The 25,438-nt window shown below is 63.1% G+C and carries 22 protein-coding genes; 11 read left to right on the top strand and 11 right to left on the bottom strand.

What is annotated here, in order from left to right; genetic code table 11:
• The first annotated feature begins 2 nt into the window (after nucleotides 1-2).
• On the top strand, nucleotides 3-1,382 hold the full coding sequence (locus ACO06R_RS15495) for a serine hydrolase domain-containing protein (protein WP_421851907.1): 1,380 nt from the start codon (nucleotides 3-5) through the stop codon (nucleotides 1,380-1,382).
• Here the strand turns inward: ACO06R_RS15495 and ACO06R_RS15490 are convergent, their stop codons facing one another.
• The 4 genes from ACO06R_RS15490 to ACO06R_RS15475 form a co-directional block, all read right to left on the bottom strand.
• Nucleotides 1,383-1,904, bottom strand: a complete 522-nt coding sequence (locus tag ACO06R_RS15490) for a lytic transglycosylase domain-containing protein (protein ID WP_421851904.1) — start codon at nucleotides 1,902-1,904, stop codon at nucleotides 1,383-1,385.
• Nucleotides 1,905-1,974: 70 nt separating this feature from the next.
• Entirely contained in the window at nucleotides 1,975-2,622 is a 648-nt protein-coding gene (locus tag ACO06R_RS15485) for a LysE family translocator (protein ID WP_421851901.1), read from the bottom strand.
• A 6-nt stretch (nucleotides 2,623-2,628) separates the two neighbouring features.
• Nucleotides 2,629-3,084, bottom strand: a complete 456-nt coding sequence (locus tag ACO06R_RS15480; RefSeq protein ID WP_421851897.1) for a DMP19 family protein — start codon at nucleotides 3,082-3,084, stop codon at nucleotides 2,629-2,631.
• A gap of 107 nt (nucleotides 3,085-3,191) precedes the next feature.
• Nucleotides 3,192-6,836 carry a hydantoinase B/oxoprolinase family protein gene (locus tag ACO06R_RS15475; protein WP_421851894.1) on the bottom strand — a complete coding sequence of 1,215 codons (3,645 nt, stop codon included), beginning with the start codon at nucleotides 6,834-6,836 and terminating at the stop codon, nucleotides 3,192-3,194.
• Nucleotides 6,837-6,923: 87 nt separating this feature from the next.
• Here ACO06R_RS15475 and ACO06R_RS15470 point away from each other — a divergent pair, with 87 nt between their 5' ends.
• Nucleotides 6,924-7,430 carry a winged helix DNA-binding protein gene (locus tag ACO06R_RS15470; protein ID WP_421851891.1) on the top strand — a complete coding sequence of 169 codons (507 nt, stop codon included), beginning with the start codon at nucleotides 6,924-6,926 and terminating at the stop codon, nucleotides 7,428-7,430.
• A 1-nt stretch (nucleotide 7,431) separates the two neighbouring features.
• Here the strand turns inward: ACO06R_RS15470 and ACO06R_RS15465 are convergent, their stop codons facing one another.
• Together ACO06R_RS15465 and ACO06R_RS15460 are read right to left on the bottom strand one after the other, a co-directional pair.
• Nucleotides 7,432-8,094 (bottom strand): YdcF family protein, encoded by a 663-nt coding sequence (locus ACO06R_RS15465; RefSeq protein ID WP_421851888.1) that lies wholly within the window; start codon nucleotides 8,092-8,094, stop codon nucleotides 7,432-7,434.
• Nucleotides 8,091-8,975, bottom strand: coding sequence for a DMT family transporter (locus ACO06R_RS15460; RefSeq protein WP_421851885.1), 885 nt, complete (start codon nucleotides 8,973-8,975; stop codon nucleotides 8,091-8,093). The genes ACO06R_RS15465 and ACO06R_RS15460 overlap by 4 nt, the downstream gene beginning before the upstream one ends.
• Before the next feature lie 103 nt (nucleotides 8,976-9,078).
• Between ACO06R_RS15460 and ACO06R_RS15455 the strand changes: the two genes are divergently transcribed.
• From ACO06R_RS15455 to ACO06R_RS15440, 4 genes are all read left to right on the top strand, one after another.
• Nucleotides 9,079-9,789: a TerB family tellurite resistance protein gene (locus tag ACO06R_RS15455; RefSeq protein WP_421859435.1), complete on the top strand. Its 711-nt coding sequence runs from the start codon at nucleotides 9,079-9,081 to the stop codon at nucleotides 9,787-9,789.
• On the top strand, nucleotides 9,786-10,577 hold the full coding sequence (locus tag ACO06R_RS15450; protein ID WP_421851882.1) for an N-acetylmuramoyl-L-alanine amidase: 792 nt from the start codon (nucleotides 9,786-9,788) through the stop codon (nucleotides 10,575-10,577). The genes ACO06R_RS15455 and ACO06R_RS15450 overlap by 4 nt, the downstream gene beginning before the upstream one ends.
• Entirely contained in the window at nucleotides 10,483-10,938 is a 456-nt protein-coding gene (locus tag ACO06R_RS15445; RefSeq protein WP_421851879.1) for a DUF1475 family protein, read from the top strand. Before ACO06R_RS15450 ends, ACO06R_RS15445 begins: the two co-directional genes overlap by 95 nt.
• A 98-nt stretch (nucleotides 10,939-11,036) precedes the next feature.
• The gene (locus ACO06R_RS15440; RefSeq protein WP_421851876.1) at nucleotides 11,037-11,711 is read left to right on the top strand and encodes a response regulator; all 675 of its coding nucleotides are present in this window, start codon (nucleotides 11,037-11,039) and stop codon (nucleotides 11,709-11,711) included.
• On the opposite strand, the gene ACO06R_RS15435 is transcribed toward ACO06R_RS15440, so the two are convergent.
• Both ACO06R_RS15435 and ACO06R_RS15430 read right to left on the bottom strand, forming a co-directional pair.
• Nucleotides 11,708-12,328: a class I SAM-dependent methyltransferase gene (locus ACO06R_RS15435; protein WP_421851874.1), complete on the bottom strand. Its 621-nt coding sequence runs from the start codon at nucleotides 12,326-12,328 to the stop codon at nucleotides 11,708-11,710. The genes ACO06R_RS15440 and ACO06R_RS15435 overlap by 4 nt on opposite strands.
• Nucleotides 12,329-12,356: 28 nt before the next feature.
• Nucleotides 12,357-15,872 (bottom strand): PAS domain-containing hybrid sensor histidine kinase/response regulator, encoded by a 3,516-nt coding sequence (locus tag ACO06R_RS15430; protein ID WP_421851871.1) that lies wholly within the window; start codon nucleotides 15,870-15,872, stop codon nucleotides 12,357-12,359.
• Nucleotides 15,873-16,034: 162 nt separating this feature from the next.
• On the opposite strand from ACO06R_RS15430, the gene mscL reads away from it, so the two are divergent.
• From mscL to ACO06R_RS15415, 3 genes are read left to right on the top strand one after another with little or no spacing between them, the layout of a single operon-like run.
• Nucleotides 16,035-16,448, top strand: coding sequence for a large conductance mechanosensitive channel protein MscL (mscL, locus tag ACO06R_RS15425; RefSeq protein WP_421851868.1), 414 nt, complete (start codon nucleotides 16,035-16,037; stop codon nucleotides 16,446-16,448).
• Between the two features lie 43 nt (nucleotides 16,449-16,491).
• A complete protein-coding gene (locus ACO06R_RS15420) occupies nucleotides 16,492-17,691 on the top strand; it encodes a pyridoxal phosphate-dependent aminotransferase (RefSeq protein ID WP_421851865.1) in 1,200 nt (399 codons plus the stop codon).
• 19 nt (nucleotides 17,692-17,710) lie between these two features.
• Nucleotides 17,711-18,235 carry a GNAT family N-acetyltransferase gene (locus ACO06R_RS15415; RefSeq protein WP_421851862.1) on the top strand — a complete coding sequence of 175 codons (525 nt, stop codon included), beginning with the start codon at nucleotides 17,711-17,713 and terminating at the stop codon, nucleotides 18,233-18,235.
• A 96-nt stretch (nucleotides 18,236-18,331) separates the two neighbouring features.
• Here ACO06R_RS15415 and alc read toward each other — a convergent pair whose 3' ends face one another.
• Nucleotides 18,332-19,351 carry an allantoicase gene (gene alc, locus ACO06R_RS15410; RefSeq protein WP_421851859.1) on the bottom strand — a complete coding sequence of 340 codons (1,020 nt, stop codon included), beginning with the start codon at nucleotides 19,349-19,351 and terminating at the stop codon, nucleotides 18,332-18,334.
• A gap of 110 nt (nucleotides 19,352-19,461) precedes the next feature.
• Here alc and galE point away from each other — a divergent pair, with 110 nt between their 5' ends.
• Nucleotides 19,462-20,469, top strand: a complete 1,008-nt coding sequence (gene galE, locus ACO06R_RS15405; protein WP_421851856.1) for a UDP-glucose 4-epimerase GalE — start codon at nucleotides 19,462-19,464, stop codon at nucleotides 20,467-20,469.
• An 18-nt stretch (nucleotides 20,470-20,487) separates the two neighbouring features.
• On the opposite strand, the gene ACO06R_RS15400 is transcribed toward galE, so the two are convergent.
• On the bottom strand, nucleotides 20,488-21,834 hold the full coding sequence (locus ACO06R_RS15400; protein WP_421851853.1) for a putative bifunctional diguanylate cyclase/phosphodiesterase: 1,347 nt from the start codon (nucleotides 21,832-21,834) through the stop codon (nucleotides 20,488-20,490).
• Nucleotides 21,835-22,026: 192 nt separating this feature from the next.
• Here ACO06R_RS15400 and parC point away from each other — a divergent pair, with 192 nt between their 5' ends.
• Entirely contained in the window at nucleotides 22,027-24,303 is a 2,277-nt protein-coding gene (gene parC / locus ACO06R_RS15395) for a DNA topoisomerase IV subunit A (RefSeq protein WP_421851850.1), read from the top strand.
• 41 nt (nucleotides 24,304-24,344) lie between these two features.
• Here parC and ACO06R_RS15390 read toward each other — a convergent pair whose 3' ends face one another.
• A complete protein-coding gene (locus ACO06R_RS15390) occupies nucleotides 24,345-25,301 on the bottom strand; it encodes a glycosyl transferase family 90 (RefSeq protein ID WP_421851847.1) in 957 nt (318 codons plus the stop codon).
• Nucleotides 25,302-25,438: the final 137 nt, after the last annotated feature.

The following is a 25,438-nucleotide window of genomic DNA, read 5'->3' as shown; positions in this document are numbered from 1 at the left end:
TTATGAGAATTTTTGGCGTTCTTGCGGCGCTTTTGGTCGCTGTGATCGCGGGCCTGTTCGTTTGGCTCTATGTTTCACCTCCCGATCTGATCCGTGTCGGATCGAATTACTCGGCGAAGATCGTCTGCTCCAGCGTGTTCGTTTCCGGGCGCAACGCGCAGGAGGTCCTGGAAGTCGATGTACAGGCACCGGGACATCCGCTGCTGCGCCTGATGCGCGTTTCGGTCGACCGGGTCAGTGGCACTGTGCGCACCGGCCTTTTCGGGGTCCTCGGCGGCGGACTGGCGGTTCACCGGGACAATGCCGGCTGCGCGACGGTGGCCGATGGCAATGTGCGGGCCGCCCGCCTGTCGGTGCCCGAAATCACGATCGATGCGCCTGATCCCAACCTGGAATGGCCGGCGGGCGGCCTGGTCATGCCGCCGGAAAACATGGATCTCGACGCACTTCTCAATGACGGGAACCTGACGGGCCCCGGCATGCGGGCGGTCGTTGTTGTCAAGGACGGCAAGATCATCGGCGAGCGCTATGGCGACGGCTTTGACGCCGAAACGCCGTTGCTTGGCTGGTCGATGACCAAGACGGTCACGGCCGCGATTACTGGAACGTTGATCCGCGATGGCGAATTGCGACGGGACCAGACCGGCCTGTTGAAGGAGTGGTCTGGTGACGGCCGCGCCGACATCTCGCTTGCCGATCTTCTGGGCATGGCGGGCGATCTGGTTTGGAACGAAGGCTATGGCGACGTCAGCGATGTCACGCGCATGCTTTATCTGGAACCGGACATGGCGGGATTCGTCGCGGTAAAGCCATTCGACACCGAAAACGATGGCGGATTTGGAGCCGCCTTCAACTACTCGTCGGGAACGTCGGTTCTGCTCTCGCGCATCTGGCAGGACCAGTTCGAAAGCAAGCTCGATGCCCTGGCCTATCCCAGTCAGGCGCTCTTCGCGCCGCTTGGTATGCAGTCGGCGGTTTTCGAGGCCGATGCACGCGGAACGTTCGTCGGTTCTTCCTATCTCTACGCGACCGCGCGCGACTGGGCCCGGTTTGGCCAGTTTCTCTTGCAGCGTGGTGTCTGGGAAGGCCGTTCGCTGTTGCCGGTCGGGTTTGTTGACTGGATGACGGACGCTCACCCGGCTTCGGGCGGTATCTACGGCAAGGGGCATTTGTGGCTGCGCGCGCCGAACGCGTGGCTGCCGGGCGAAAACCCCGAACTGCCCGAAGACGCCTTTTTTCTGTCCGGCCATGACGGCCAGTCGGTCAGCGTTGTTCCGTCGCGGGGTCTGGTGGTGGTCCGTCTTGGCCTGACACCGACCGACAAAGCCTACAAGGTCGGGTTTCTGGTGCACGAACTGATCGACCTGTTGGACGAGCAGTAGCTACTTTCTCGGCTTGCGCAGGCCGGTCTCAACCAGCATGCCGCGGCGCTTGGCCTCGTAGTAGTAGCCTGCCGAGTAGAGGCGCACCGCCCTGTCGTGGCTGCCATCGGCCAGCAGCCAGGCGCCGCGCAGATACTTGACGCCGAATTTCAGGTTGGTTTCGGCGTCGTACAGCCCCTCGTTCGAGCCGCGATATCCCATGGTGCGCGCAGTTTCCGGATTGATCTGCATCAGCCCGTAGTGGACGCCATTGCGCGCCTTCGGATTGTAGGTGCTCTCGCGCTTGACCACGCGATGCACCAGCGCCTCGGGCACGTTGTACTCATGGGCATAACGCGAAACCATCGCATGGATCGGGTCCTGCGCCGCTGCGGGCTCAGCCTGCAGCGTAAGCGGTTTGACAGCGGGCAGAGGCAGCGCGACGTGCGCAACGGGTTTGCTGATCGAGCATCCGCCCAGTGCGCCCAGTGCGCCCAGCGCCGCAAGCGCGGCACATGTCCTGATTATTGTCTTGACGGCCATGACTGGTCCCCGATTGCGTCCGCCGTTAGGCGGGCATTCGGGCCAAAATCGGGCAGCCGGCGAGGTTTGGTCAATCCTGGCGCATGGCCAAGCGGATGCCGAAGGCTGCAAGCGCGCCTCCGGTCAGCCACCCGATTGTCCGCCTGGCTCGCTCCCCAAGACGAATCCGGCTCGACACATTGTCGGCGACCGCGACGAAAACGAGATCGACGGCAAGGAAAACCAGATTCGTGGCCACGGCGAGCACGGCCACCTGTGCGCCGAGCGGCAGGCCGAGATCTGCAGTCAACACCGATGCGAAGACCACAGGCAACGAGGTGAAGAAGGCGTAGGTGCGCGGATTGAGGACGACCAGCAGAAAGCCTGATGCAAGCGGCCCGCGTTTCGGAGATGTCGCCGGCCCGGCGCTGTCGGGCTTGTCCTCGGTTCGGGCGGATCGGATCGTCGCAATGCCGAGCCATACCAGATAGGCGGCACCGGCATATTTGATGACGGTCAGTGCGGCGGGAAGTGTGCTTGCCAGGGCGACGAGGCCGAGACCCGCGATGGCGATCGCAGGATAGGCGCCGAGATGCAGCCCGAGGGCGGTCATGAAGCCGGCTCGCCGTCCGCGCGTCGCGGAGTTCTTGGCCAGCATGATGAAATTCGGCCCGGGTTCGAGCGCACAAGAAAGCGCGATGATCAGGAAAAGCGCGAGGCTTATGGACAGTTCGACCACCGAGATTCACCTCCGTTTGTACTTTTGGATTATGCTTTTATCGAGATAGTCTTCAATGATTGGCTTCAAACGATACATCGCACTGTCGAATTCGCCCAGTTCGTCTTTTTGCGCTTCCTCGACAAACTCCTCCGCAGTGCGCGGTGGCTTCCGCTGCTCGGCGCGCCAGACGACAATGGCTCGCCGCAGGATGCGGGCGTGTTCCCTGGCGCCCATATTCTCCATCGCATCGGCGGTTTCCTCCCATGGATAGTCATCCAGGTTCAGAAAATACTGCAGATGCCCGCCATTGTAGACTTCACTGAAGTAGCGAAACACGAGCAACTCCTCGCGGAAGTCGGGGTCGACATCGGCGAGCTCGCTCATTCCGTGTTCGTCGATGAACTGGTTCCAGTAGTGCCTGTCTTCGTTGCTTCCGGAGAACAGGCCAAGAAACGCGGTCAGGATCAGCTTGAGCATCATGGAGCACTGCCCGATTGAAATGCGAATATACAACCTATAGGCGAAACGAGTTGTAAATGCAATCGGCCTTGACAGGCCGCCCGTTCGAGCTGAATCGCTCTAGTGGCCTATTGCGGCTGATAACCCCCCGGTGTCGGTGTCGTGACGATCACGGCTTCGCCGGCCTTCACCGAGGTCTGGTCGCAATGCTCCAACTGCTCAAGCGTGCCGTCGAGGCGGCGGATTTCGGTGCGACCGCATTCCCCGTCGCCGCCGCCTTCAAGCCCCTTTGGCGCGATTTTGCGATGGCAGGACAGGATGGCGCATTCCATGTCCTCGCCGAAGCGCAGCACGCGCCTTGTGCCGTCGCCACCCCTGAATTCGCCACCGCCACCCGATCCGTCGCGGATCGAGAATTCCTCGACGACGATCGGATAGCGCATTTCGAGGATTTCCGGATCTGTCATGCGGGTGTTGGTCATGTGCGTGTGAACGCCTGACGCGCCGCCAAACCCGCGGCCCGAATTCATCCGGCCCGCCGGCGCGCCCGAGCAGATCGTCTCGTAGTTCTGGTAGCGCGCATTGCCATAGGTCAGATTGTTCATCGTGCCCTGGGCATTGGCCAGCGCGCCAAGCGCATAGAGCAGGCAATTGGTGACATGCTGACTGGTCTCGGTGTTGCCGGCGACCACGGCAGCCGGATATTGCGGCTTCAGCATCGAGGCGTCCGGGATGACGATGTTGATCGGCCGCAGGCAGCCGGCATTCATCGGGATGTTGGCTTCGACCATCAGCCGGAACACGTAGAGCACGGCGGCACGGGCGACCGGCTCGGGCGCGTTGAAGTTGTTCTCGGCCATTGGCGAGGTGCCGGTGAAGTCGACCGTCGCCTCGCGCTTCGCCTTGTCGACGGTGATCCGGACCTTGATGACCTGGCCATTGTCGGTCGGGTATTCGGCGGCGCAGTCGGCCAGCGCGTCGATGACGCGGCGCACGCTCTCCTCGGCATTGTCCTGCACGTGGTTCATGTAGGCTTGGACGACGGGCAGGGTGAAATGCGCGACCATCTTGCGCAGTTCGGCCACGCCTTTCTCGTTGGCCGCGATCTGGGCGCGCATGTCGGCCAGGTTCTGTTGCGGATTACGGGCCGGCCAGGGATGATCGCTCATCAGGCGAATGAATGCTTTCTCGCGCAGCAGGCCGTCTTCGACCAGCTTGAAGTTGTCGATCAGCACGCCTTCCTGGTCGACATGGGTGGCGCGGGGCGTTGCCGATCCGGGCGCCATGCCGCCGACATCGGCGTGGTGGCCGCGCGAGGCGACAAAGAACAGGATGTCCTTGCCGGCTTCGTCAAAGACCGGTGTAACGACTGTGATGTCGGGCAGATGGGTGCCGCCATTGTAAGGCGCGTTCAGGGCATAGACGTCGCCCGGTTTCATGTCCGGGTTCTGGCGGATGATCGATTCCACCGACCGGTCCATGGAGCCCAGATGCACCGGCATGTGCGGCGCGTTGGCGACCAGCGCACCGTCGGCGTCGAACACGGCGCAGGAGAAATCGAGCCGTTCCTTGATGTTGACCGACGAGGCGGTGTTCTGAAGCGTCACGCCCATCTGCTCGGCGATCGACATGAACAGGTTGTTGAACACTTCGAGCATGACCGGATCGGCATGGGTGCCGATCGGTGCGTTGCGCTGCTTTTCGACATGGCGCGTCATGACGATCTGGTTGCGCCCGGTGACCGCTGCCTGCCAACCCGGTTCGACGACGATGGTCTGGTTGTCCTCGATGATGATCGCGGGACCGGTCACGCGATCGCCCGGCGCGAGCGGGGAAGGGGCTTTCGAGGTGCGCAGATAGAGACCGGCCTCCTGCCACTCTCCGCCGGTGAAGATTTGCTGCGCCGCCTCGGCCTCGCGGTCGCGGGGATCGTCATCCAGGTTGTTGACAGCGCCGCGATAGTTGCCGCCGCGTTCCGACGCTTCGATGCCGACGGCTTCGACAATCAGCTTGCGCGACGGATCGACAAAGCCGAACTGCGCCAGATGCGCCGTCTCGAAATCGCGCGCAGCCTGTTCGATATCGCTGCCGTCATAGCCTGTCTCGATCGTGGTGTCGGTGCCGTCGTAGCGGATATGCAGGATTGGCGCCGTGTCGATGTCGTCGGCGTCGATGCCCTGGTGCTTGAGTTCGGCGACCGCATTGGCGGACAATTCTTCGATCAGCGCGCCGATGGCCGGGCGGTTCTCGTCGGAAAGCGCAGCCACCAGCGCGTGCTGGCGCGATGCGTAGGTCTTGGAAAGCCCGATGCCATAGGCCGACAACAGTCCGGAATAGGGGTGGATCAGCACCGCTTTCATGCCGAGCGCGTCGGCGACGAGACAGGCGTGCTGGCCGCCGGCCCCGCCGAAGCAGTTCAGCGCATAGCCGGTCACGTCGTAACCGCGCTGTACGGAGATCTTCTTGATGGCGTTCGCCATGTTCTCCACGGCGATGGTGACGAAGCCCTCGGCGACTTCTTCCGCCGACCGCCCGTCGCCGACCTTTTCGGCGAGCGCGGCAAACCTTGCGCGCACGGTTTCGGCGTCCAGCGCCTCGTTCTGGCCGGGACCGAAGATAGCCGGGAAATGCTCAGGATCGAGCTTGCCGGTCATGACGTTGGCGTCGGTGACGGTCAGCGGCCCGCCGCGCCGATAGGCCGCCGGGCCGGGATTGGCGCCCGCCGAGTCCGGTCCGACCTGGAAGCGGCCGGCCTCGTAATGCAGGATCGAACCGCCGCCGGCAGCAACCGTGTGGATGCGCATCATCGGCGCGCGGATGCGCACGCCCGCGACCTCGGTGTCGAAGGCGCGCTCATAGGAGCCGGCAAAATGCGCGACATCGGTGGAGGTGCCGCCCATGTCGAAACCGATGACTTCGCCGAAGCCTTCGGCCTTCGCGGTTTCGACCATCCCGACCACGCCGCCTGCCGGGCCCGACAGGATGGCGTCCTTGCCCTGGAACAGATGTGCGGCCGTCAAGCCGCCGGACGACATCATGAATTGCAGCCTCGGCCCCTCGACGCTTTCGTCGATACCGAGTTCACTGGCGACCTGGTCGACATAGCGGCGCAGGATCGGCGACAGATAGGCGTCGACCACTGTCGTGTCGCCGCGCCCGACCAGTTTCGCGAGTGGTGACACCTTGTGGCTGACCGAAATCTGGGTGAACCCGATCGTAATGGCCATCTCCTCGGCTGCCAATTCGTGCGCGGGATGCGACCAGGCATGCATGAAGGCGACCGCCACGGCGTGGATTCCGGAATCATAGGCGGCACGCACCTCGGTTTCGACCGCGGCGAGGTCGACCGGCGTCTCGACGGTACCGTCGGCGAGCACGCGCTCGGGTACCTCGATGACCCGCTCGTAGAGCAGTTCCGGCAGGATGATTTCCTTGGCGAAGATGTCCGGCCGCGCCTGATACGCGATGCGCAGCGCGTCGCGAAAACCTTTGGTGATCAGCAACAGCGTGCGGTCGCCCTTGCGCTCCAGAAGCGCGTTGGTGGCCACCGTCGTGCCCATGCGCACGGTGCCGATGCGGTCTGCCGGCACCTGCGCGCCTGGCTTCACGCCGAGCAGGTCGCGGATGCCCTGAACGGCGGCGTCGCGATAGGCCTCGGGGTTTTCCGAGAGCAGCTTGTAGGGATGGACCGTGCCTGCCGGGTCGACGCCGAGCACATCGGTGAATGTGCCGCCCCGGTCGATCCAGAAATCCCACCGCTCGCTCTTTGCCATCGGGCCGCTCCTGTTGAATTTGGAAAACGTTGACAAAATGTCGATATATTGTCAATGACGATAATTCACCGAGACCGGGAGAACAGCATGAGTGCGGACTTCGTCGTATCGTCGGCGCATCTCGCCAAGTCGGGCATGCCGGAAGTATCGGAACTGGAATTCGCGCTGACCATGTCGAACCACGCCTACCATCGCTGGATGGTGCGTTGTGCGGCGGCGGCCGGGGCACCGGGACTATCGCCGTTGGAGGTGCTGGTCCTGCATCTGGTTTTCCATCGCGACCGGCCCAAAACGCTTGCCGACATCTGTCTGGTGCTGAATGTCGAGGATACGCATCTCGTGTCCTATGCGGTCAAGAAACTGGCCGGGCAGGAACTGGTGTCGACGGGCCGGGACGGCAAGGAAAAGACGGTTTCGATCACCGGGCGCGGGTCTGCGGTCTGCACCCGCTATGGCGAACTGCGCGAGCAATTGCTGATCTCGGCCATGCAGGAATTCGGTTTCGATGGCGCCGACGTGTCGCGTCTGGCGGCATTGCTGAGGGCGTTTTCCGGTTCTTACGATCAGGCGGCGCGCTCCGCCGCCGCCATGTAGTTCAGAACTCGGCGCCGTCCGGCAGATTGCCGGTGTAACCGCGGCAAATGAGCTGGCGACCGGCTTTTGCGACTTCCGCTGGTACCGGCTGTTCGGTCTGGAACCCCATTTGCGGATAGGCCTTCATGCGCCAGACATCGCCCACCATCTCCGATATCAGATCGGCCATGCCGTGCCGCTCGGTCGGTTGCTGCTCGAAACCATGCAGCGGTGCGGAGACGATGGCGTCGATGGCCGGCCACTGCTGCTCGATTGTCGCCAGACAGCGCCGTTGGGTTTGCGGCTTGGTCACCGCGATCACTGTCCGCATGCCGGCGCACATCGCCTTCGTGAAGCGGATATTCTCGCCAATGTTGGTCGCCCGCTCTTCCAGCAGGATCGCTTCGCTGGGAACACCGGCTGCGATTGCCCGCTCGGCAAACGCTTCAGCTTCGCTCGTTTCATAAAGGCCCTTGGTCCAATTCCCCGCAGCACCGGTAAACACGATCACCGGCGCAAACCCCGCAAGCTGCAGTTCGGCGCACCAGTCGGCGACGCGCAAATCATAGCTGCCCAGCCCTATGATCGCGTCGGCCGGGCGCGGTGTCTCGTAGATGCAGTGATACTCCCACAGGATTTCAGCTGCGGCGACGTCGCTTGCATCGGGCTCGAGCGGTGCGTTCATCGGCGTTCGGCGATCCGCGTCTTGCGCCCCAGCCATACGACGACCACCACGGCGATGGCGAACGCGGCTGTGCGCGCGGTTATCGTTTCACCCAGCAGCAGTGCCGACAATCCCACGGTGACAAACACCTGGAAAAGCTGGACCTGGCCGACACGCGCGATCCCGCCGATCGCCAAACCGGCATTCCAGGCGAAGAACCCCAGGAACATCGAGCCGAGGCCAGTATATATGAAGGCGATCAGCGGCACTGCGGGCGCGTGCCAGTAAGCGGGCTCCCACAGCCACCATGTTCCCGCCAGCGATATCGGTGCCGTCAGCACCAGCGCCCAGCAAATCACTTCCCATCCGGGCATGGTCGCCGACAGCCGGCCGGAGATCACATAGCCGAGCGACGCGCAGAGACCGGCCAGCGTCAGCCAGCCCACGCCCGCAGTCAGTTGCACTTCGGAACCGCCGAGCACGAACCAGATGACGAGCGCGGTCCCGGCGACCGCGCAAAGCCAGAATAGCGGCGAGGGCCGTTCACCCGCCACGAGCGCGGCGAAAACCGCAGTGCCGAGCGGCAGGATGCCGAGCACCACGCCGCCATGGCTTGCGTCGACCGTCTGCATGCCAAGCGCCATGAAGCCGGGAAATCCGAACACCAGCAGCATGCCGGCGAACAGAAACTGTGGCAGCGACCTCAAGGGGAGCCGCCTGCGCAGCAGCAGCAGGCAAGGGATGGCCACAGCTGTCGCGATCGCCGCGCGCCCGAGCGTGATGAACCACGGCGCATAGACCTCCAGCGCCAGCACGGTCGCTGGCAGGGTGGCCCCGAAAATGGTGACGCCGGCAATGCCGAGCGCATATCCGACGGGGATGTTCTTGGGTCTTGCGGTCATGAGAAAAAGCAACGGCAGGCTGAGCGGGCCGCACACTTGCACGCTGCGCGGCGGCTTGGCAATCGCCCTTACAAATGCCCCAACGATCCAATATGAAGGGGTCATGTCGATCTGGGTGCGAATCTCCGAATTCATCACCGGCAAGGCCACCACCGCGCTGTCGGGGCTGGTCGAGTCGGTGCGCACGGCGTTTGCCGGCGATCCGGCGACGCGCCGCCGGGTCGCGTTTTCGATTGCCATGATCGCGCTGTCGGCCAAGATGGCCAAGGCCGACGGCATTGTCACCAATGACGAGGTCGCGGCCTTTCGCGAGATATTCGAAATCCCGTCGGCGGAAGCGCGGCGCGTTTCCGGCCTCTACAATCTCGCCAAGCAGGATGTCGCCGGTTACCAGGCCTATGCCCAGCAGATTGCCGGATTGTGCGGTTCGGGCGAGGCGGATTGCCCGCTTCTGATCGACGTGATCGACGGACTGTTCCACATCGCCAAGGCCGATGGCGTCATGCATCGCACCGAACTGAATTTCCTCGCCGATATCGCGACGATCTTCGGCATTTCCGGCAAGGAGTTTGAGCGCATCACCGCCCGCCATGTCGACGCGGGCCATCGCGATCCCTACCGGATTCTTGGCATTCGCCGCGACGACGATCACGCCACGGCGCGGCGCCGATACCATGAGCTGATCCGCGCCAATCATCCCGACCAGCTCATCGCGCGCGGGCTGCCCGAGGAGTTCATCAAGATCGCCAACGACCGCGTCGCAGCGATCAACGATGCCTGGGAGGTGGTCGAGCCGGAGCTGCGGCGCGGATGAACGCCAGCCTGTTCGATCCCGATTATGCGGATGCCGTATTGCGCGCCTCGCCGAGTTTCGATGAACGGCGTGACGGTAAGGCTGCTGACATTCTGCTGCTGCATTATACCGGCCTCAGGGACGGCGCATCGGCCGAGGACTGGCTGTGCGATCCGCAAAGCAGCGTTTCCTGCCACTACATTGTGCATGAAGACGGCCGCGTGGTGCAGATGGTCGCCGAGGCCGCGCGGGCCTGGCACGCCGGTGTGTCGGTCTGGCAGGGCGAGACCGACATCAATTCGCACTCGATCGGCATCGAGATCGTCAATGGCGGCCATGATCATGGCATGCCGGATTTCCCCGAAAAGCAGATCGACGCGGTGATCGCGCTGGCGCGCGACATCGTCGGACGCAACGCCATTGCGCCCGCGCGCGTGCTTGCCCATTCCGATGTCGCGCCCGGTCGAAAGGCCGATCCCGGCGAGAAGTTTCCGTGGGCGCGGTTCGCCGCCGCCGGCATCGGCCACTGGGTCGAACCGGCGCCGCTCGGCGGCGGGCGTTATCTGACCATGGGCGAGGCCGGTCAGCCGGTGGAGGCGCTGCAATCCATGCTGGCGCTTTATGGCTACGGCATCGAGGTGAATGGGGTATTCAACGGCGCGACCGCGACGGTCGTGACGGCCTTCCAGCGCCATTTCAGGCCGCAGCGTGTCGATGGTGTCGCGGATGTCTCGACCATCGACACGCTGCATCGTCTGCTTGCCGCATTGCCGCAGTTCCGGAAAGGGCAGAACAGCGCTGCCGGGTGATCGGACCGGAGAGCTTTCGCGTAAGCGCTACAGGACCGCAAACCGGAGGATCGTGATCGTGACAATCCTGCGTCTCGTACTTGCCGTACTGGGTGCGGGCTTTGCCGCGCTGATCGTGTGGGCTGTCCTTTATGGAGACTTCGCCGCCGCCGGTGCGTGGCTGTTCGGCAATCCTTGGGGGCTGGTGACTTTGGCCGATCTTTATCTCGGCTTTGTTTTGTCCGCCGTCGTCATCGCGGTTCTTGAACGTAACTGGTATGCCGTGCTGTGGATCGCCCCGATACCATTCCTCGGTAATGTCTGGACGGTAGTCTGGTTCACTTTCCGACTTCCGCGTCTGGTTGCGAATTCACGGCCTTGAGGCGGTAACAAGACCCCGTCCTTGACAGTGGGTGTGTTGATTCCGTCATAATTGGCGAGGAGCTGGGGCGGGACGCCAGCGAATCGGGAGCGAAGTCGATGGCGGTGCAGATACTTGTTGCGGACGATCATCCGCTGTTTCGCGACGCCATCAAGTCGGCGATAGCGGTGCCGCTTGGCGGTGAAACCGAGCCGCCGGCCGTTACGGAAGCCGAGGACTTCAACTCGGCGATGAAGGCGCTGGACGAAACGCCGGACATTGACCTTGTGCTGCTCGACTTGTCGATGCCTGGATCGAGTGGGCTTTCCGCGCTGGTTTCGGTGCGCGCCGCGCATCCTGCCGTTCCGGTAATCGTGGTCTCGGGTATGGACGACGCTTCAACGGTCCGCCGTTCGATTGAACTCGGCGCGTCGGGCTTCATATCCAAATCGGCGCGGACTGAAGCGATCCGCAAAGGTGTCGCCGATGTTCTGGCCGGCGAGATCACAATTCCTCTTGGCATGGATCTCGGCAGCGAACATGATGCCGAGATCAACGATCTGATCCAGCGTATCCGCACCCTGACGCCGCAGCAGGCGCGCGTTCTCGGGATGCTCGGCGAGGGGCTCCTGAACAAGCAGATCGCTTACGATCTCGGCGTCTCGGAAGCGACCATCAAGGCGCATGTTTCGGCGGTCCTGCAGAAGCTGAATGTCGACAGCCGCACCCAGGCGGTAATCCTGCTGTCAAAGATCGGCGCCGACATGCTGCGCGATGAGCACGACACGGACTAAGCCTCACTGCCTTTCGGGTTTCGTTTCGCCAGCATCACCGTGTGGTTGCCACACTCCGCATCGCTTTCGACGAAGGCGATCAGACGAAACCGGCCGACATCGAGGATCCGCTTATACTCTTCCTGGGCAAGACTGGCGTGGAACACCCGTTCATTGCCGACCTGCCCCGATGTTTCGCTCGCACACGGACCGACCGTTGCCAGAAACGCGCCGCCGTCACCGACATGACCCAGCAACCGGGGCAACGCGCGGCGTTGCTCGTCCTGCGTCAAGTGAAACAGGCTGTTCCAGGCGACTAACGCGTCGTATGTCTCGCCGAGCGCAAGATTGATCATGTCGTGCAAACGCCAGTCGCCGTCGGGAAACTTGCTGCGCGCGATCGCCAGCATCTCCGGCACGAAGTCGATGCCAGTGACGCGGTAGCCGCCATCGATCAGATAGCGGGCAACCGGATCGCCGGTTCCGCAACCGATATCGGCGATACGGCCATTGTCGGGAACATGCGCCAGAAACGCGTCCAGCCGCTTGCGCTCAAACAGGCCCTTGGAACGCGCTGCATCGAATGCCGCCGCCTGGCGGCCATAGGTCGCGCGCACCGCGTCGCGGTATGATCGCATCCGATGCGTCCTCAGTTATCGGTGGCTGTCATTCGGCTGCGGCGATCCGATTTGGCGTGACGGTCGCCAGAAGGGCGCGCAGCGCCGCCGGTTTCAGCGGCTTGTTGAGGATATGGATGTCGGCTTCGGACGCGGCTGCCCGCAATGGCGCAGAGCGGTCGGCGGTCGCCAGGATCGCGAACATCTCCGCCGACAGCCGGTCGCGTACCTCGGCGATCACGTCGAGGCCGTTCAACCCCTCGTCAAGGTGATAATCGGCGACGATAGCATCAGGGACACTGCCGGACTTGCGGATTTCGGCAAACAGTTTCTGCTTGTTCGGCGCGTCGATCACGGAAGCGCCCCAGCCCTCCAGCAGCGCGCGCATGCCGGTCAGGATGCTTTCCTCGTTGTCGATGCAAGCGACTGTCAGGCCAGCCAATGCCAGCTTGGCCGAAGTCGTCCGTCCGGCGCGCGCCGGGCGCGGCAGCAGCACGGCGTTCGAGCGCGGTATCCGGACCGAGAAGCTGGTGCCGACGTTGGTCTTGGAGTCCATCTCGATCTTCAGTTCCAGCACGCGTGAAATGCGGTCGACGATGGATAGCCCCAGTCCGAGACCCGACGCGATACGCGCGCCTTCCGACAGGCGTTCGAATTCCCGGAAAACTGCCTTGGCCTTGCGCGCGGAGATGCCGATCCCGGTGTCGTGGACGACGATCAGCGCATCGTCGCCGCTGCGCCGCACACCAACCAGCACCTTGCCGGTCTTGGTGTATTTCACCGCATTGGAAACAAGGTTCTGGATCAGGCGGCGAAGCAGGATGCGGTCAGACTCAACAACGATGGACGAGGGCACCACCACAAAATCGAGCTTCTTCTCGTCGGCCAGCGGTTGGAAGTCGGTCTTCACGTGACCGAGCAATTCGCCCAGCGAGAAGATTGTCGGGTTCGGGGTCATCGCGCCGGTGTCGAGGCGCGAGATGTCGAGCACCGCGCCGATGATGTTCTCGACCGCCTGCAGCGAGGAATCGATCTTGTGTGCGAAGTCGCGCACTTCCGGTTCCTTGCCTGACGTTCGCTCCACCAGCGAGGAGGTGTAGAGGCGCGCCGCATTGAGCGGCTGCGAGATGTCGTGGCCGGCGGCGGCCAGGAACCGCGTCTTCCCCAGATTGGCCTCCTCGGCGAGTGCCTGCGCCGCAGCCAGTTCACGGTTGACGGCGGTCAGTTCGGCGGTGCGCGCCATCACTCGCTGTTCCAGCCCTTCCTTGGCCTTTTTCAGCGCCTCATCGGCCTCCACACGGCCGGTGATGTCGGTGAAGGTGACGACGTGGCCGCCGTCCGGCATCGGGTTGGAGCGGATTTCCAGGATCCGGCCGCTGCGCCGCATCGGCAGTTGCCAGGCACGCCTGAAGGAAGAGATGTTCTCGACGATCTGGATCGCTGTCTCCTCCGAGACCTGACTGTCGGTCACCAGCCGTTCGGCGATCATTTTGAGAGGATAACCGAACTGTCCCATCTCGCTCGGCAGCCCCAGGAGCGTGCGGAACTGGCTGTTCCAGTTGGTCAGCCGCAGGTTCTTGTCGAAGACCGACAAGCCCTGGTCCATCTGGTTGAGCGCCAACTGCAAGAGGTCGCGGTTCTGTTGCAGCGCTTCCGATGCGTCGTCGAGGAGTTGAACCGTGTCGCGCGACGATGTGCCGTCTTTCTCGAACAAAAGCGACAACACCAGCCGGGCCGACGACGAGCCAACCGCACTGGCGAGGATCTGCTCGGCGTAGCGCGCGACCTGCACATCCGTAATCTCGCGCCCGTCGAGCGTGCGTCCCTCGCGCTCCTCAAAGGCGCGAAACGCCCGCTCGGTACGCTCCCGGCCCACATAGCGGCTGAGCGTCGCTTTCATGTCGTTGATGGTGATCGTTGTGCGGAAGCGGCGGATGCGTACGCCCTGCGGTTCTTCGCTTGGTACGAAGGTGATCGCTTGCAAACGCTCCAGCGGCGTCTGGTCGCGTGACATCGAGCCGACCACGATCATCGCGATATTGGTCAGCAGGCTCCAGAACACGCCATGCGCCAGCGGTTCCAGCTCAAGGCCGAACAGCGCCTGAGGCCGCAGTTCCGCGATGCCGAACAGACCGTCGCGGATCAGTTGGTGATCGGCGCCGAGCAGCGTCGGCAGCAGCAGCGAATAGGTCCAGACCGCAAAGCCGCAGCCCATGCCGAGCAGCGCGCCGCGGGCATTGGCGCCGCGCCAGAACAGGCCGATCAACAGCGCCGGGGTGAACTGCGCCAGCGCGGCAAAGGACAGCAGCCCAATCGAGGCCAGCTGCGCACTGCCGACCGCGATCCGGTAGTAGGCAAAGGCGGCGATGAGCAGGAGCAGGATGGCCACCCGGCGGATGTTGAGGATGACATTCGTCCAGTCGCCCTGCGAGGTGCGCACATGGCTGCCGAGCCGCCAGACGAGAAGCGGCATCACCAAGTCGTTGGAGATCATCACGGCCAGCGCCACAGAGGCGACGATCACCATCGCGGTCGCCGCCGACATACCGCCGGCGAAGGTCAGGAAAGCGAGCAGGTCTTGCCCGGCGGCAAGCGGCAGCGCCAGCACGTAGGAGTCCGGCGCGACCTCCGGGCCGAGATAGAGCATGCCGGCGACCGCAAGCGGCAGCACGAACAGGTTGATCACCACCAGGTAGAGCGGGAACAGCCATGCGGCTCGCCGCAGCTCAGCCGGCGAGCGATTTTCCACCACCGTCACGTGGAACTGCCGCGGCAGCACCAGAATGGCGGAGGAACTCAGTAGTGTGAGCACGAACCATGTGCCCGGCGACAGCCCGTTTTGCAGCGACGTGACGATGCGGGGATCTTCTCGAAACGCGGTGGCGATGGCCGAGGCGCCGTCGAAGAGGAAGAAGACGACGGTTATTCCGAGCGCCAGGAAGACGACGATCTTGACCAGCGATTCCAGCGCCACGGCGAGGATCAGCCCGTCCTGGTGCTCGGTCGCATCGGCGTGGCGGGTGCCGAACAGCACGGCGAATGCGGTCAGGAACAGCGCCACGAGAAGCGCGATGTCGATCGGAAAACGGCCGCCATCGTCGCCGTTGCCGAACACACTGTAGTGGTCGGCCAGAAGCGTCACCGAATCGGAGATCGCTTTGAGCTGCAGCGCGATGTAAGGCACCGTGCCGACGACGGCGATGACGGCGGCGAGTGCCGCGACCCACACATTCTTGCCGAAGCGCGAAGCCAGGAAATCGGCGATCGAGGTGATCTTCTCGGCTTTCGACAGCCGGACGATTTTCTCCACCAGCCGGTAGCCGAGCGTGAAGACGAGGATCGGGCCGAGATAAATGGCGAAGAATTCGAAGCCGCGTTGCGCGGCCACGCCGACCGAGCCGAAGAAGGTCCATGACGTACAATAGACGGCGAGGCTGAGCGCATAGATGTTGGGCCGCGGCCGGTTCGACTTGGCGCGGTTCGCCTTGCGGTCGCCATATGCGGCAACAGCGAACAGCAGCGCCAGATAACCAAGCGCCACGACAAAGATCAGGCCGCCCTGCATTCATCCTCCCGGGCTGTCCGGCATTTGTACAACCATGCCGGTTTCTTTCCAACTCCCATCAAATTGTCGCGCTTTCAAGCCATTAACTTGGCGACAGCATTGCTGTATCCGGGTTGCGGGGGGCGAATTTCCGCCACCGGTACGATCGGAGAGGACATCAGCATGCTCAACGAGTTCAAAGAATTCATCGCCAAGGGCAATGTCATGGACCTTGCCGTCGGTGTGATAATCGGCGGCGCGTTCGCCACGATCGTCTCCTCGCTGACGAACGACGTCATCATGCCGGTCGTCGGCGCGATCTTCGGCGGTCTCGACTTCTCCAACTTCTTCCTGCCGCTTGCCGCCAATGTAGACGCGGCATCGCTGGAGGCGGCAAGGGAGCAGGGCGCGGTGCTCGCCTATGGCGCGTTCGTCACGGCGGTGCTGAACTTCCTGATCCTTGCCTGGATCATCTTTCTGATGGTCAGGGCGGTCAATAACATGCGGCGCAAGGAAGAGGCCGCACCGCCGCCGCCAGCCGCGCCGCCGGCCGACATCGTGCTGCTGACGGAGATCCGCGATCTCCTGAAGAAGTAACAGACGCTTGATCGACGCCGGCGGACTGGATAATTCCCTCGTCATGACAATGGACGATCCAGATTCCGGCGGCCCCCGCCTGCGCAAGTGCGTTGCAAACGCGCCGGTCAGCGGGATCATGGAGGTCATCGAACACGCCGGCGCGACACCGGACCTGATTCCGCTGTGGGTCGGCGAGGGCGACTTGCCGACACCGGAATTCATCGCCCGCCCGGCCGCCGAGGCGCTGATGGCGGGCGAGACCTTCTACACCTGGCAGCAGGGAACACCGGAACTCCGCTCGGCGCTGGCGCGCTACTTTCACCGCCATTTCGGCGTCGATGCCGGGCCGCAGGACTTCATCGTCACCGGATCCGGCATGCAGGCGGTGCAACTATCGGTACAGGCGGTGGCCGGGGCAGGCGACGAATGCATCTATCTGGCGCCGGCATGGCCGAACATCGCCGCCGCCGTGGAGATCGGCGGCGCCGACGCGGTGCCGGTGGCGCTCGATTTTGCGGAAACCGGCTGGTCGCTCGACATCGGCCGGCTGGAGGCGGCGGTGACGCCGCGCACAAGGGCGCTGTTCGTCAACACGCCGTCCAACCCGACCGGCTGGACCGCCGATCACGATACTTTGCGGGCGATCCTCGATCTGGCGCGGCGGCACGGACTGTGGATCATCGCCGACGAGATCTATGCGATGTACTGGTTCGGCGACGGCGCGCGGGCGCCGTCCTTCCTCGATGTCGCAGACCCGCAAGACCGGATCCTCTATGTTAATACGTTTTCCAAAAACTGGGCGATGACCGGCTGGCGGATTGGCTGGATCAAGGCCGATCCGGCGCTGATCCCGGTGTTCGAAAACCTGGTCCAGAACTCGACGTCGGGCGTGCCGCAATTCCTGCAGCGCGGCGCCGCGGCGGCGCTCGACAAGGGCGACGAATTGGTGACGGGCCAGCGCGAACGGGCCCGGTCGGCGCTCGACATAGTATCCGGCGCGTTGTCGGCAACCGGCCGGGTACGGTTCGCGCGACCGGCAGGCGCGTTCTACCTGTTTTTCGCCGTCGACGGTGCGACGGATTCGATGGCGGCGGCCAAGCGCATCGCCGCCGAGGCCGGGGTCGGACTGGCGCCCGGAAGCGCCTTTGGGCCGGAAGGCGAGGGATTCTTCCGGCTGTGTTTCAACCGCGATCTCGACCAGATCCGGCGGGCCGCCGACCGCCTCGCGATCTGGCTGGCGCGCGAAAACCGCACCCCGTAATCCGCCGGAGACCGACCAGATGAACGCGACATTTAAAATCCGCGACAGCCAGGCCGGCGATATCGAAGCGCTGGACCGTCTTTATCCCGATGCCTTTCCCGAAGAGGATCTGGTTCCCCTGGTGCACGCACTACTGGCAGGCGACCAACCGGTGTTGTCGCTTGTTGCGACCAGTGGCGGTGAAGTTGTTGGCCACGTGGTGTTTACCCGCTGCGCTGTCCCGGAATGCGGCGGCCGCGCCGCGCTTCTCGGCCCGCTCGCGGTCGCGCCTGCGCGGCAGAAGGCCGGCATTGGTTCGGCGCTCATCCGCGCTGGCCATGAGAAGCTTGCAGCGGAGGATGTGACGCAAGTTCTGGTACTTGGCGATCCGGCCTATTACAGCCGCCACGGATTTGCGCCGGAGCGTGCCGTTGCGCCGCCTTATCCGTTGCCGGACGAGTGGGATGGCGCATGGCAATCGCTCGCCTTGGGTGGTGGGCCGGCGCTGGAGGGCACGCTGGACGTGCCGGCATCCTGGAGGCATCCCGAATACTGGGGGGCATAGACTCGACTGAGGCGTCCGTCTAGCCGGTGGCTCGTACCTGGTTACTGCGGTGCTGCGCGATCCTTTCGCCGGGCTAAAAATGCTGTCTGGCCCATTTCAGGCGCGCGTACCGAACAGCTTGAACCGGCTGACGCCGCCATCCGGAAAGATGTTCAGCTTGACGTGCGTGATCGGGCCGCGCGCGGCGCCGAGCCCGGTGAATTCGTGCACCCGGTCGGCGTGCAGCGTCTGACGGCCCATCAGCGGCGTCCAGAACATCGAGGCGGTGACCAGCATCGCGTCGGCATCCGGCCCGGCTTCAAGCGCATTCGGCAAAAAGGCGGCATCGATGGAGCAGCTTTCGGGGAAGTTGCCCTTGTAATAGGCCGTGTCAATGATGGCGCGCTCGGCAATGCCCGCCGCGCCCAACGCCACGATGATCCAGTCATTGCCCGGCTCGCGGCGGCGCCGCGTCTCCCAGCCGTCGCCCATGTCCTTCGGCACAGTCGGGGTGAGCAGCCGGTGATAGTTGCCGTAATGCGCGTCGCTGAAACCGACGATGCGCGCGCCATTCATGATCGAGGCGAGATCGGTCTCGCCGCTATCGCCAATGTCGGGCGCATGGGCGACACCGTAGACCCTGAGCCGCGCCACCCCACCATCCGGGAAGATGTTGAGCCGGAGATGCGTCCACACTTCATTGCTGTCGCAAGCGGCGAAATGGTGGCTGTCGGCGCCGAGCGGCATGATCGGCAGGATCGGCTGCCAAACCGTGTTGCCGTCCGGCGCGGCATCGGCGGGCAGGCGGCAACCCTCGATTGAGCAGGCCGGCGGGAAATTGCCGGTAAAGTGGCTGGTGTCGATATCGAAGCCCCTGATCACCGCCGGCGCGGCCAGCTTGACGACTGCATGGTCGTGGCCTTCGCCGCGCTTGCGGCGCGATTCCCATCCATCCATCCACTTGCCGTTCTCGTCATACTTGTCGGGGATGAAGACAGGCGCGGTGTCGGCCAGCATGCGCGGCGCTTCGGCGAAGAAATCGTCGGTTGCCGACACCACGGTCGCGCCGAGCCCCGCCGATGCGAGATTGGCGTAGCGGTTGGCGAAGGATGGCATCTGGCCGGTTTGGTCGCTCATGAGAATTTACACCTTGCAAAGAGCCGCGAACTGTCTGATTCCACGCATGAAGCGGGCTTCACCGAGCCAATATCACGGCTCCGCACGCGATGACAGAAGGAGACGATGCAATGGCCGTACTGGTTACCGGCGGCGCCGGCTACATTGGCAGTCACATGGTCTGGGCGCTGATCGACGCGGGTGAGGACGTGGTGGTGCTCGACCGGTTGTCCACCGGCTTCGAGTGGGCGATCGCGCCAGAGGCAAAACTCGTGGTCGGCGATGTTGGTGACAAGGAACTGGTGACGCGTATCATCAATGAGCATGGCGTCGACGCGATCATCCATTTCGCCGGCTCGATCATCGTGCCGGAATCGGTCGCCGATCCGCTGATGTATTACGACAACAACACGGCCCGCTCGCGCACCCTGATCGAAGCCGCCGTTGCCGCGGGCGTGAAGAATTTCGTGTTCTCCTCTACCGCGGCCGTCTATGGCTCGGTCGGCTCGGATCCGGTGCGCGAGGACAATCCGCAAAATCCGGAATCGCCCTATGGCATGTCGAAACTGATGACCGAGATCATTCTGCGCGACGTCGCCGCCGCGCATGATTTCCGCTATGCCGCGCTGCGTTACTTCAACGTCGCCGGCGCCGATCCGAAGGGCCGGACAGGCCAGTCGACGGCCGGCGCGACGCATCTGATCAAAGTCGCCTGCGAGGCAGTGCTGGGGCGGCGCGACGGTCTGGACGTGTTCGGCACCGATTATCCGACGCCGGACGGGACCGGGGTGCGCGACTATATCCATGTCACCGATCTGGCGAACGCGCACCTGCTGGCGCTCAAGCATTTGCGCGAGACCGGTGAAAGCCTGGTCGCCAATTGCGGCTATGGGCGCGGCTACTCGGTGCTCGAAGTGCTGGATTGCGTTGGTCGGGTGAGCGGCAAGACGCTCGATATCCGCTATTCCGGCCGTCGCGACGGCGATGCGGCGGCGGTGGTGGCGAACTCCGACCGCGCCCGCGAGGTGCTGGCCTGGGTGCCCAGCCACGACAATCTGGACGAGATCGTTTCCTCGGCGCTCAATTGGGAAGAGGCGCTGTCGCGCCGCAACAGTGCGCGGGCGGCATCGTCGGACTAGATACTTCGAGGGTTAAGTCTAGGCCGGGGCGGTTGGGCCGTTGAGCAGTTCGACGGCGGCATCGGCGCACAGCGGTCTGCCGTAATAGAAGCCCTGGCCGGTGGTGCAACCGAGCCGGATCAGGGTTTCTGCCTGCGCCGCGGTTTCGATACCCTCCGCGATCACGGAAAGGTCGAGACCCTCGCACATCGTCAGGATGGCTTGCACGATGTGTTCCGAGCGCTTGTCGCGGTCGATCTCCGACACGAAGAAGCGATCGATCTTGACCTTGTCGAAGGCGAAATCGCGCAACCGGCCGAGGCTCGACTGGCCGGTGCCGAAATCGTCCAGCGCGACACTGATGCCGGCCTCACGCAGATCGGTGATGATGCGCACGGCGGTCTCTGGGTCCGACATCATCGCTGTCTCGGTGATCTCGACGACGAGTTGTTCGGGCGCAAAGCCCATCTGGTCCATGATGCGGATAATCGCTCGGCCGGTGGCCCTGTCGACCAGTTGCACCGGCGACAGGTTGATCGACATGAACACGTCGCGACGCCAGTTCTGCGCGCTCTTGATGGCCTTGCGAAACAACAGGCGCTGGATGGAGTCGATGAACCCGGCCTGTTCGGCAAGCGGAATGAAGGTGCTTGGCGAGATCGGCCCCAGATCCGGGTCGGCCCAGCGCGCCAGCAACTCGAAGCCGATAATCGCGCCATCGGCAAGATTGACGATCGGCTGAAAAAACGGCTGGACGTCTTCTGCGGCCACCGCCTTGCGCAGGCCTTGTTCGATGTGGGTGCGGCGGCGCATCTCCGCTTCGATCTCGTGCGTGTAGACCTGCACGCGGCCGGAGCCGGCCTGCTTGGCACGGTAGAGGGCGGTCTCGCATCGGTCGAGCAGTTCGTCGAAGGTCTCCCCGGCAAAGGGGTATTGGCAGAATCCGAAGGACGCGGTCATCCGCACGGTGCGTTCGCCAAGATCGAACGGCGCGGCGAAGACGTCGGCCAGAAGCGCGCCCATCTCCTCGGCGTCCTGCTCGAAGAAACAGGTCGGCAGCAGCATGCCGAACTTGTCGCCGGCGATGCGCACCAGCGTGGCGTTTTCTGGAAGTGCGGCTGTGATGCGCAGGGCCACCTGCGCGAGAATTTCGTCGCCGGCGGTGCGGCCGAACAGGTCGTTGACCGGCCTGAACCGGTCGATGTTGAAAGTACCCATTGAGAACGGCGCCGGATCGTCTGCGCGCTCGGCGATCAGCCGCTCGGCCTGTGTCTTGAGGCGGCGGAGATTGCCGATACCCGTCAACGGATCGGTCAGGGAATTTCGGCTATCTTCTTCGAAGCGGATCAAGCGCTCCGACAAGTCCACATCACCGTTCGGGAGCATGCCCAATCCGGCTCCGGCGTATGTCATGCGGCAATAACCCCCTTTGTCCGCTGACGGGGACCGTAGCGGCGGCTGATTAATACAAAGTGATCGCGGCGTTGTGTTTTATTCGACAATCCAAGTGATCCCGCCGGCAAGCCGGCGCGGCCGGTCCCTCTTGCCGCGAATCGGCGCGCCCGCTAACGGTTTTCCATGTCAAAACAGGTTCCGCCGCCCAAAAAGGGCCCCGGCAAGGAAATCGAGCCGATCGATCTGAAATCGGCGCTTGAGGAGCGCTACCTTGCCTATGCGCTGTCGACAATCATGCATCGGGCGCTGCCGGATGCGCGCGACGGCCTGAAGCCGGTGCATCGCCGCATCCTGCATGCGATGCGGCTTTTGAAGCTCGATCCGCAGCAGGCCTACAAGAAGTGCGCCCGCATCGTCGGCGATGTCATGGGTAAGTTCCATCCGCATGGCGACCAGGCGATTTACGATGCGTTGGTGCGCCTGAGCCAGGATTTCGCGGTGCGCTATCCACTGGTCGACGGGCAGGGCAACTTCGGCAACATCGACGGCGATAACGCGGCCGCCATGCGCTACACCGAAGCGCGCATGACCGAGGTGGCGACGTTGATCCTGGAGGGGATCACCGAGGACGCGGTCGATTTCCGCCTGACCTACAATGAGGAGGACGAGGAACCGGTCGTTTTGCCGGGCGCGTTTCCGAACCTGCTCGCCAACGGATCGTCAGGGATCGCCGTCGGCATGGCGACTTCGATTCCGCCGCACAATGCCGCCGAAATCTGCGACGCCGCGTTGCACCTGATCAAGCACCCCAACGCCTCGATGGAAAAGCTCGTCGAGATGGTGCCCGGCCCGGACCTGCCGACCGGCGGCATCATCGTCGAGCCCAAGGCGTCGATCCTGGAGGCCTATTCGACCGGGCGCGGCGCATTTCGCGTACGCGCACGCTGGGAAAAGGAGGAGACGGGCCGGGGCGGCTATGTCATCGTCGTAACCGAAATCCCCTACCAGGTGCAGAAATCGCGGCTGATCGAGAAAATCGCCGAATTGCTGCTCGCCCGGAAGATTCCGTTGCTGGAGGACGTTCGCGACGAGAGCGCCGACGATATCCGTATCGTACTGGAACCGAAATCGCGCACCGTCGATCCGCACATCCTGATGGAATCGCTGTTCAAGCTGACAGAGCTTGAAACCCGCATCTCGCTCAACATGAACGTGCTGTCGGGCGGCATCGTGCCGAAGGTGATGAATCTGCGCGAGGTTCTTCGCGAATGGCTCGACCACCGCCGCGAGGTGCTGATCCGGCGCTCGCGCCACCGGCTAGCCAATATAGAGAAGCGCCTCGAGGTGCTTGGCGGCTTCCTGATCGCCTACCTCAACATCGACGAGGTAATCCGGATCATCCGGTTCGAGGACGAGCCGAAGGCCAAGCTGATCGCGCGGTTCGAACTGACCGAGAACCAGGCCGAGGCGATCCTCAATCTCAGGCTGCGCGCCCTCAACAAGCTGCAGGAAGTCGAGATCCGCCGTGAGTTCGACGAACTGACTGCCGAGAAGGACGGTATCGAGAAGTTGCTGGCCTCCGAAGAGCAGCAGTGGAAGACCATCGCCTGGGAAATCGGCGAGGTGCGGAGTACGTTTTCGAAGGACACCGAGATCGGCGCGCGGCGCACCAGCTTCGGCGAGGCCGGCGAGATCGACTTCGAAGCGGTCCAGCAGGCAATGATCGAAAAGGAGCCGGTCACCGTCGTCGTTTCCGAGAAGGGCTGGATGCGCGCCATGAAGGGGCATCTCGCCGACTTTTCATCGCTTTCCTTCAAGGAGGGCGACAAGCTGAAGCGCGCCTTCCACGCGGTGACCACCGACAAGCTTCTGGTGTTTACCACCGGCGGCAAATTCTACACGCTTGGCGTCGACCGGTTACCGGGCGGACGTGGCCATGGCGAACCGATCCGCATCATGGTCGACATGGACAACGACCAGGACATTGTTTCCGCCTTCGCGCACCGACCAAAGGGCCGCCTGTTGGTCACGTCGGCGGCCGGGAACGGCTTTATCGTCGCCGAGGCCGATATCGTCGCCAACACCCGCAAGGGCAAGCAGGTGATGAACGTCAAGCTGCCCGACGAGGCCAAGCTTTGCGTGCGCCTGCCGGATGGCGAGGGTGCGCCCGATGCGGTCGCCGTCGTCGGCGAGAACCGCAAACTGCTCGTTTTCCCGTTCGAGCAGGTGCCCGAGATGGCGCGCGGCAAGGGCGTGCGGTTGCAGAAATACAAGGATGGCGGCATCGCCGACATCCGTGTCTTCAGGCTCGACGACGGCCTGATCTGGCAGGATGCATCGGGGCGCAATTTCGCCCGTTCACGCGCCGAACTGGCGGAGTGGATGGGTGTGCGCGCCGGCGCCGGGCGAATGGTGCCGAAGGGCTTCCCGAGGAATGGTAAATTCGGGTGGCGACAGTAACCGCGTCGCCACCTGCATTCCTGTGTGCGCTTTGTTGAGAGTTACAACTGGCCGGTTTGCTGAAAGTACTTATGCAGCACCGCGAGCATACACAACTCCTCACGGTGCCGGTCCTGGAACTGCCGATAAAAGGCGTTGGCCTCGGCGATGATTGCTTCAGCCTCGTCTTGGTTGTCATTATAAAAGGAGATTTTCTCCGTAAGGTCGGCAAAGTCGTCGCGCAGCTCGACGTAGTGCACACCCGGTTTGAGACGCCCCTCCATAAACCAAGTTTCGTAGCGCGGCTTGGGCATCAGGCAAAGCGAGTTTGAGCTCATAATCCATTTCAGATTGGTGGCGACGTCGCGGCCTTCGATGGAGATGATGAAGCGGTGAGCCAGGTGTTCTCGTACTGAAATGAACGGCTTATAACTGACCGTGTCGCTTTCAACCGATGTGTGCCCGATATCGCAGGACGGATGGGCGTAATGGTGCGCGATCAGTGCGCGCCGCTTGTCATTGTTCAGTCTCCCTCGCCATACCGCCATCGGCCGCTTGTCGCGAAAACTCATTCTGTCGGTTTGAACACGAAGTCCGAAGTGCCTGAGCTGGTTGAGTTTGAAAACAACCGAATTTCTGTTGTCGCCGCCGATGGGGCGGCTCTTGACCAATGCTGGCTCCGGCGGAACCGTTGTCAAGTCTCCGAATATGTAATTGATTCTCCGCGCTCGACCGAAATGCTTGGCCGGGATTTTCAGGTCGAAATAGTAATAAGAACGTCGACGCTCGATGCGTGAAATCGGCTGCGCATCCGCTGCGGGCTCGCAACGCGGCATATGGTTGTAGTACGTTACGCGATCAGCGAGTTCCCCGCCTCCTCTCTCGATCTCCGCAATCTGCGGGCCGAGCCTCTTGAGCCGGTTCTCATAGAAGCTGTAACGCAAGCTGTCGAGAAAAACGCCACGTGCATAGAAGGAAACGCGCTTGAAAGCGCGAGCGAAAAGCTCTTGAGTATCCAAACGGAATCGCCCGACTTGTTCCGAATTGACCCTGTAATAAGCATGCACAACATAAGAGGGGCAAGAATATAGTAAGACGAACACCGTTTTGCAGTGCTTTCACGACCGCCAACGCCGCCGATTCATGAACCATTAAT

The sequence above is a fragment of the Oricola sp. genome (assembly GCF_965230365.1).
Lineage (GTDB): Bacteria > Pseudomonadota > Alphaproteobacteria > Rhizobiales > Rhizobiaceae > Oricola.
Note: the sequence above shows the minus strand (reverse complement) of the source record. Positions and strands in the feature narration are given on the sequence as shown.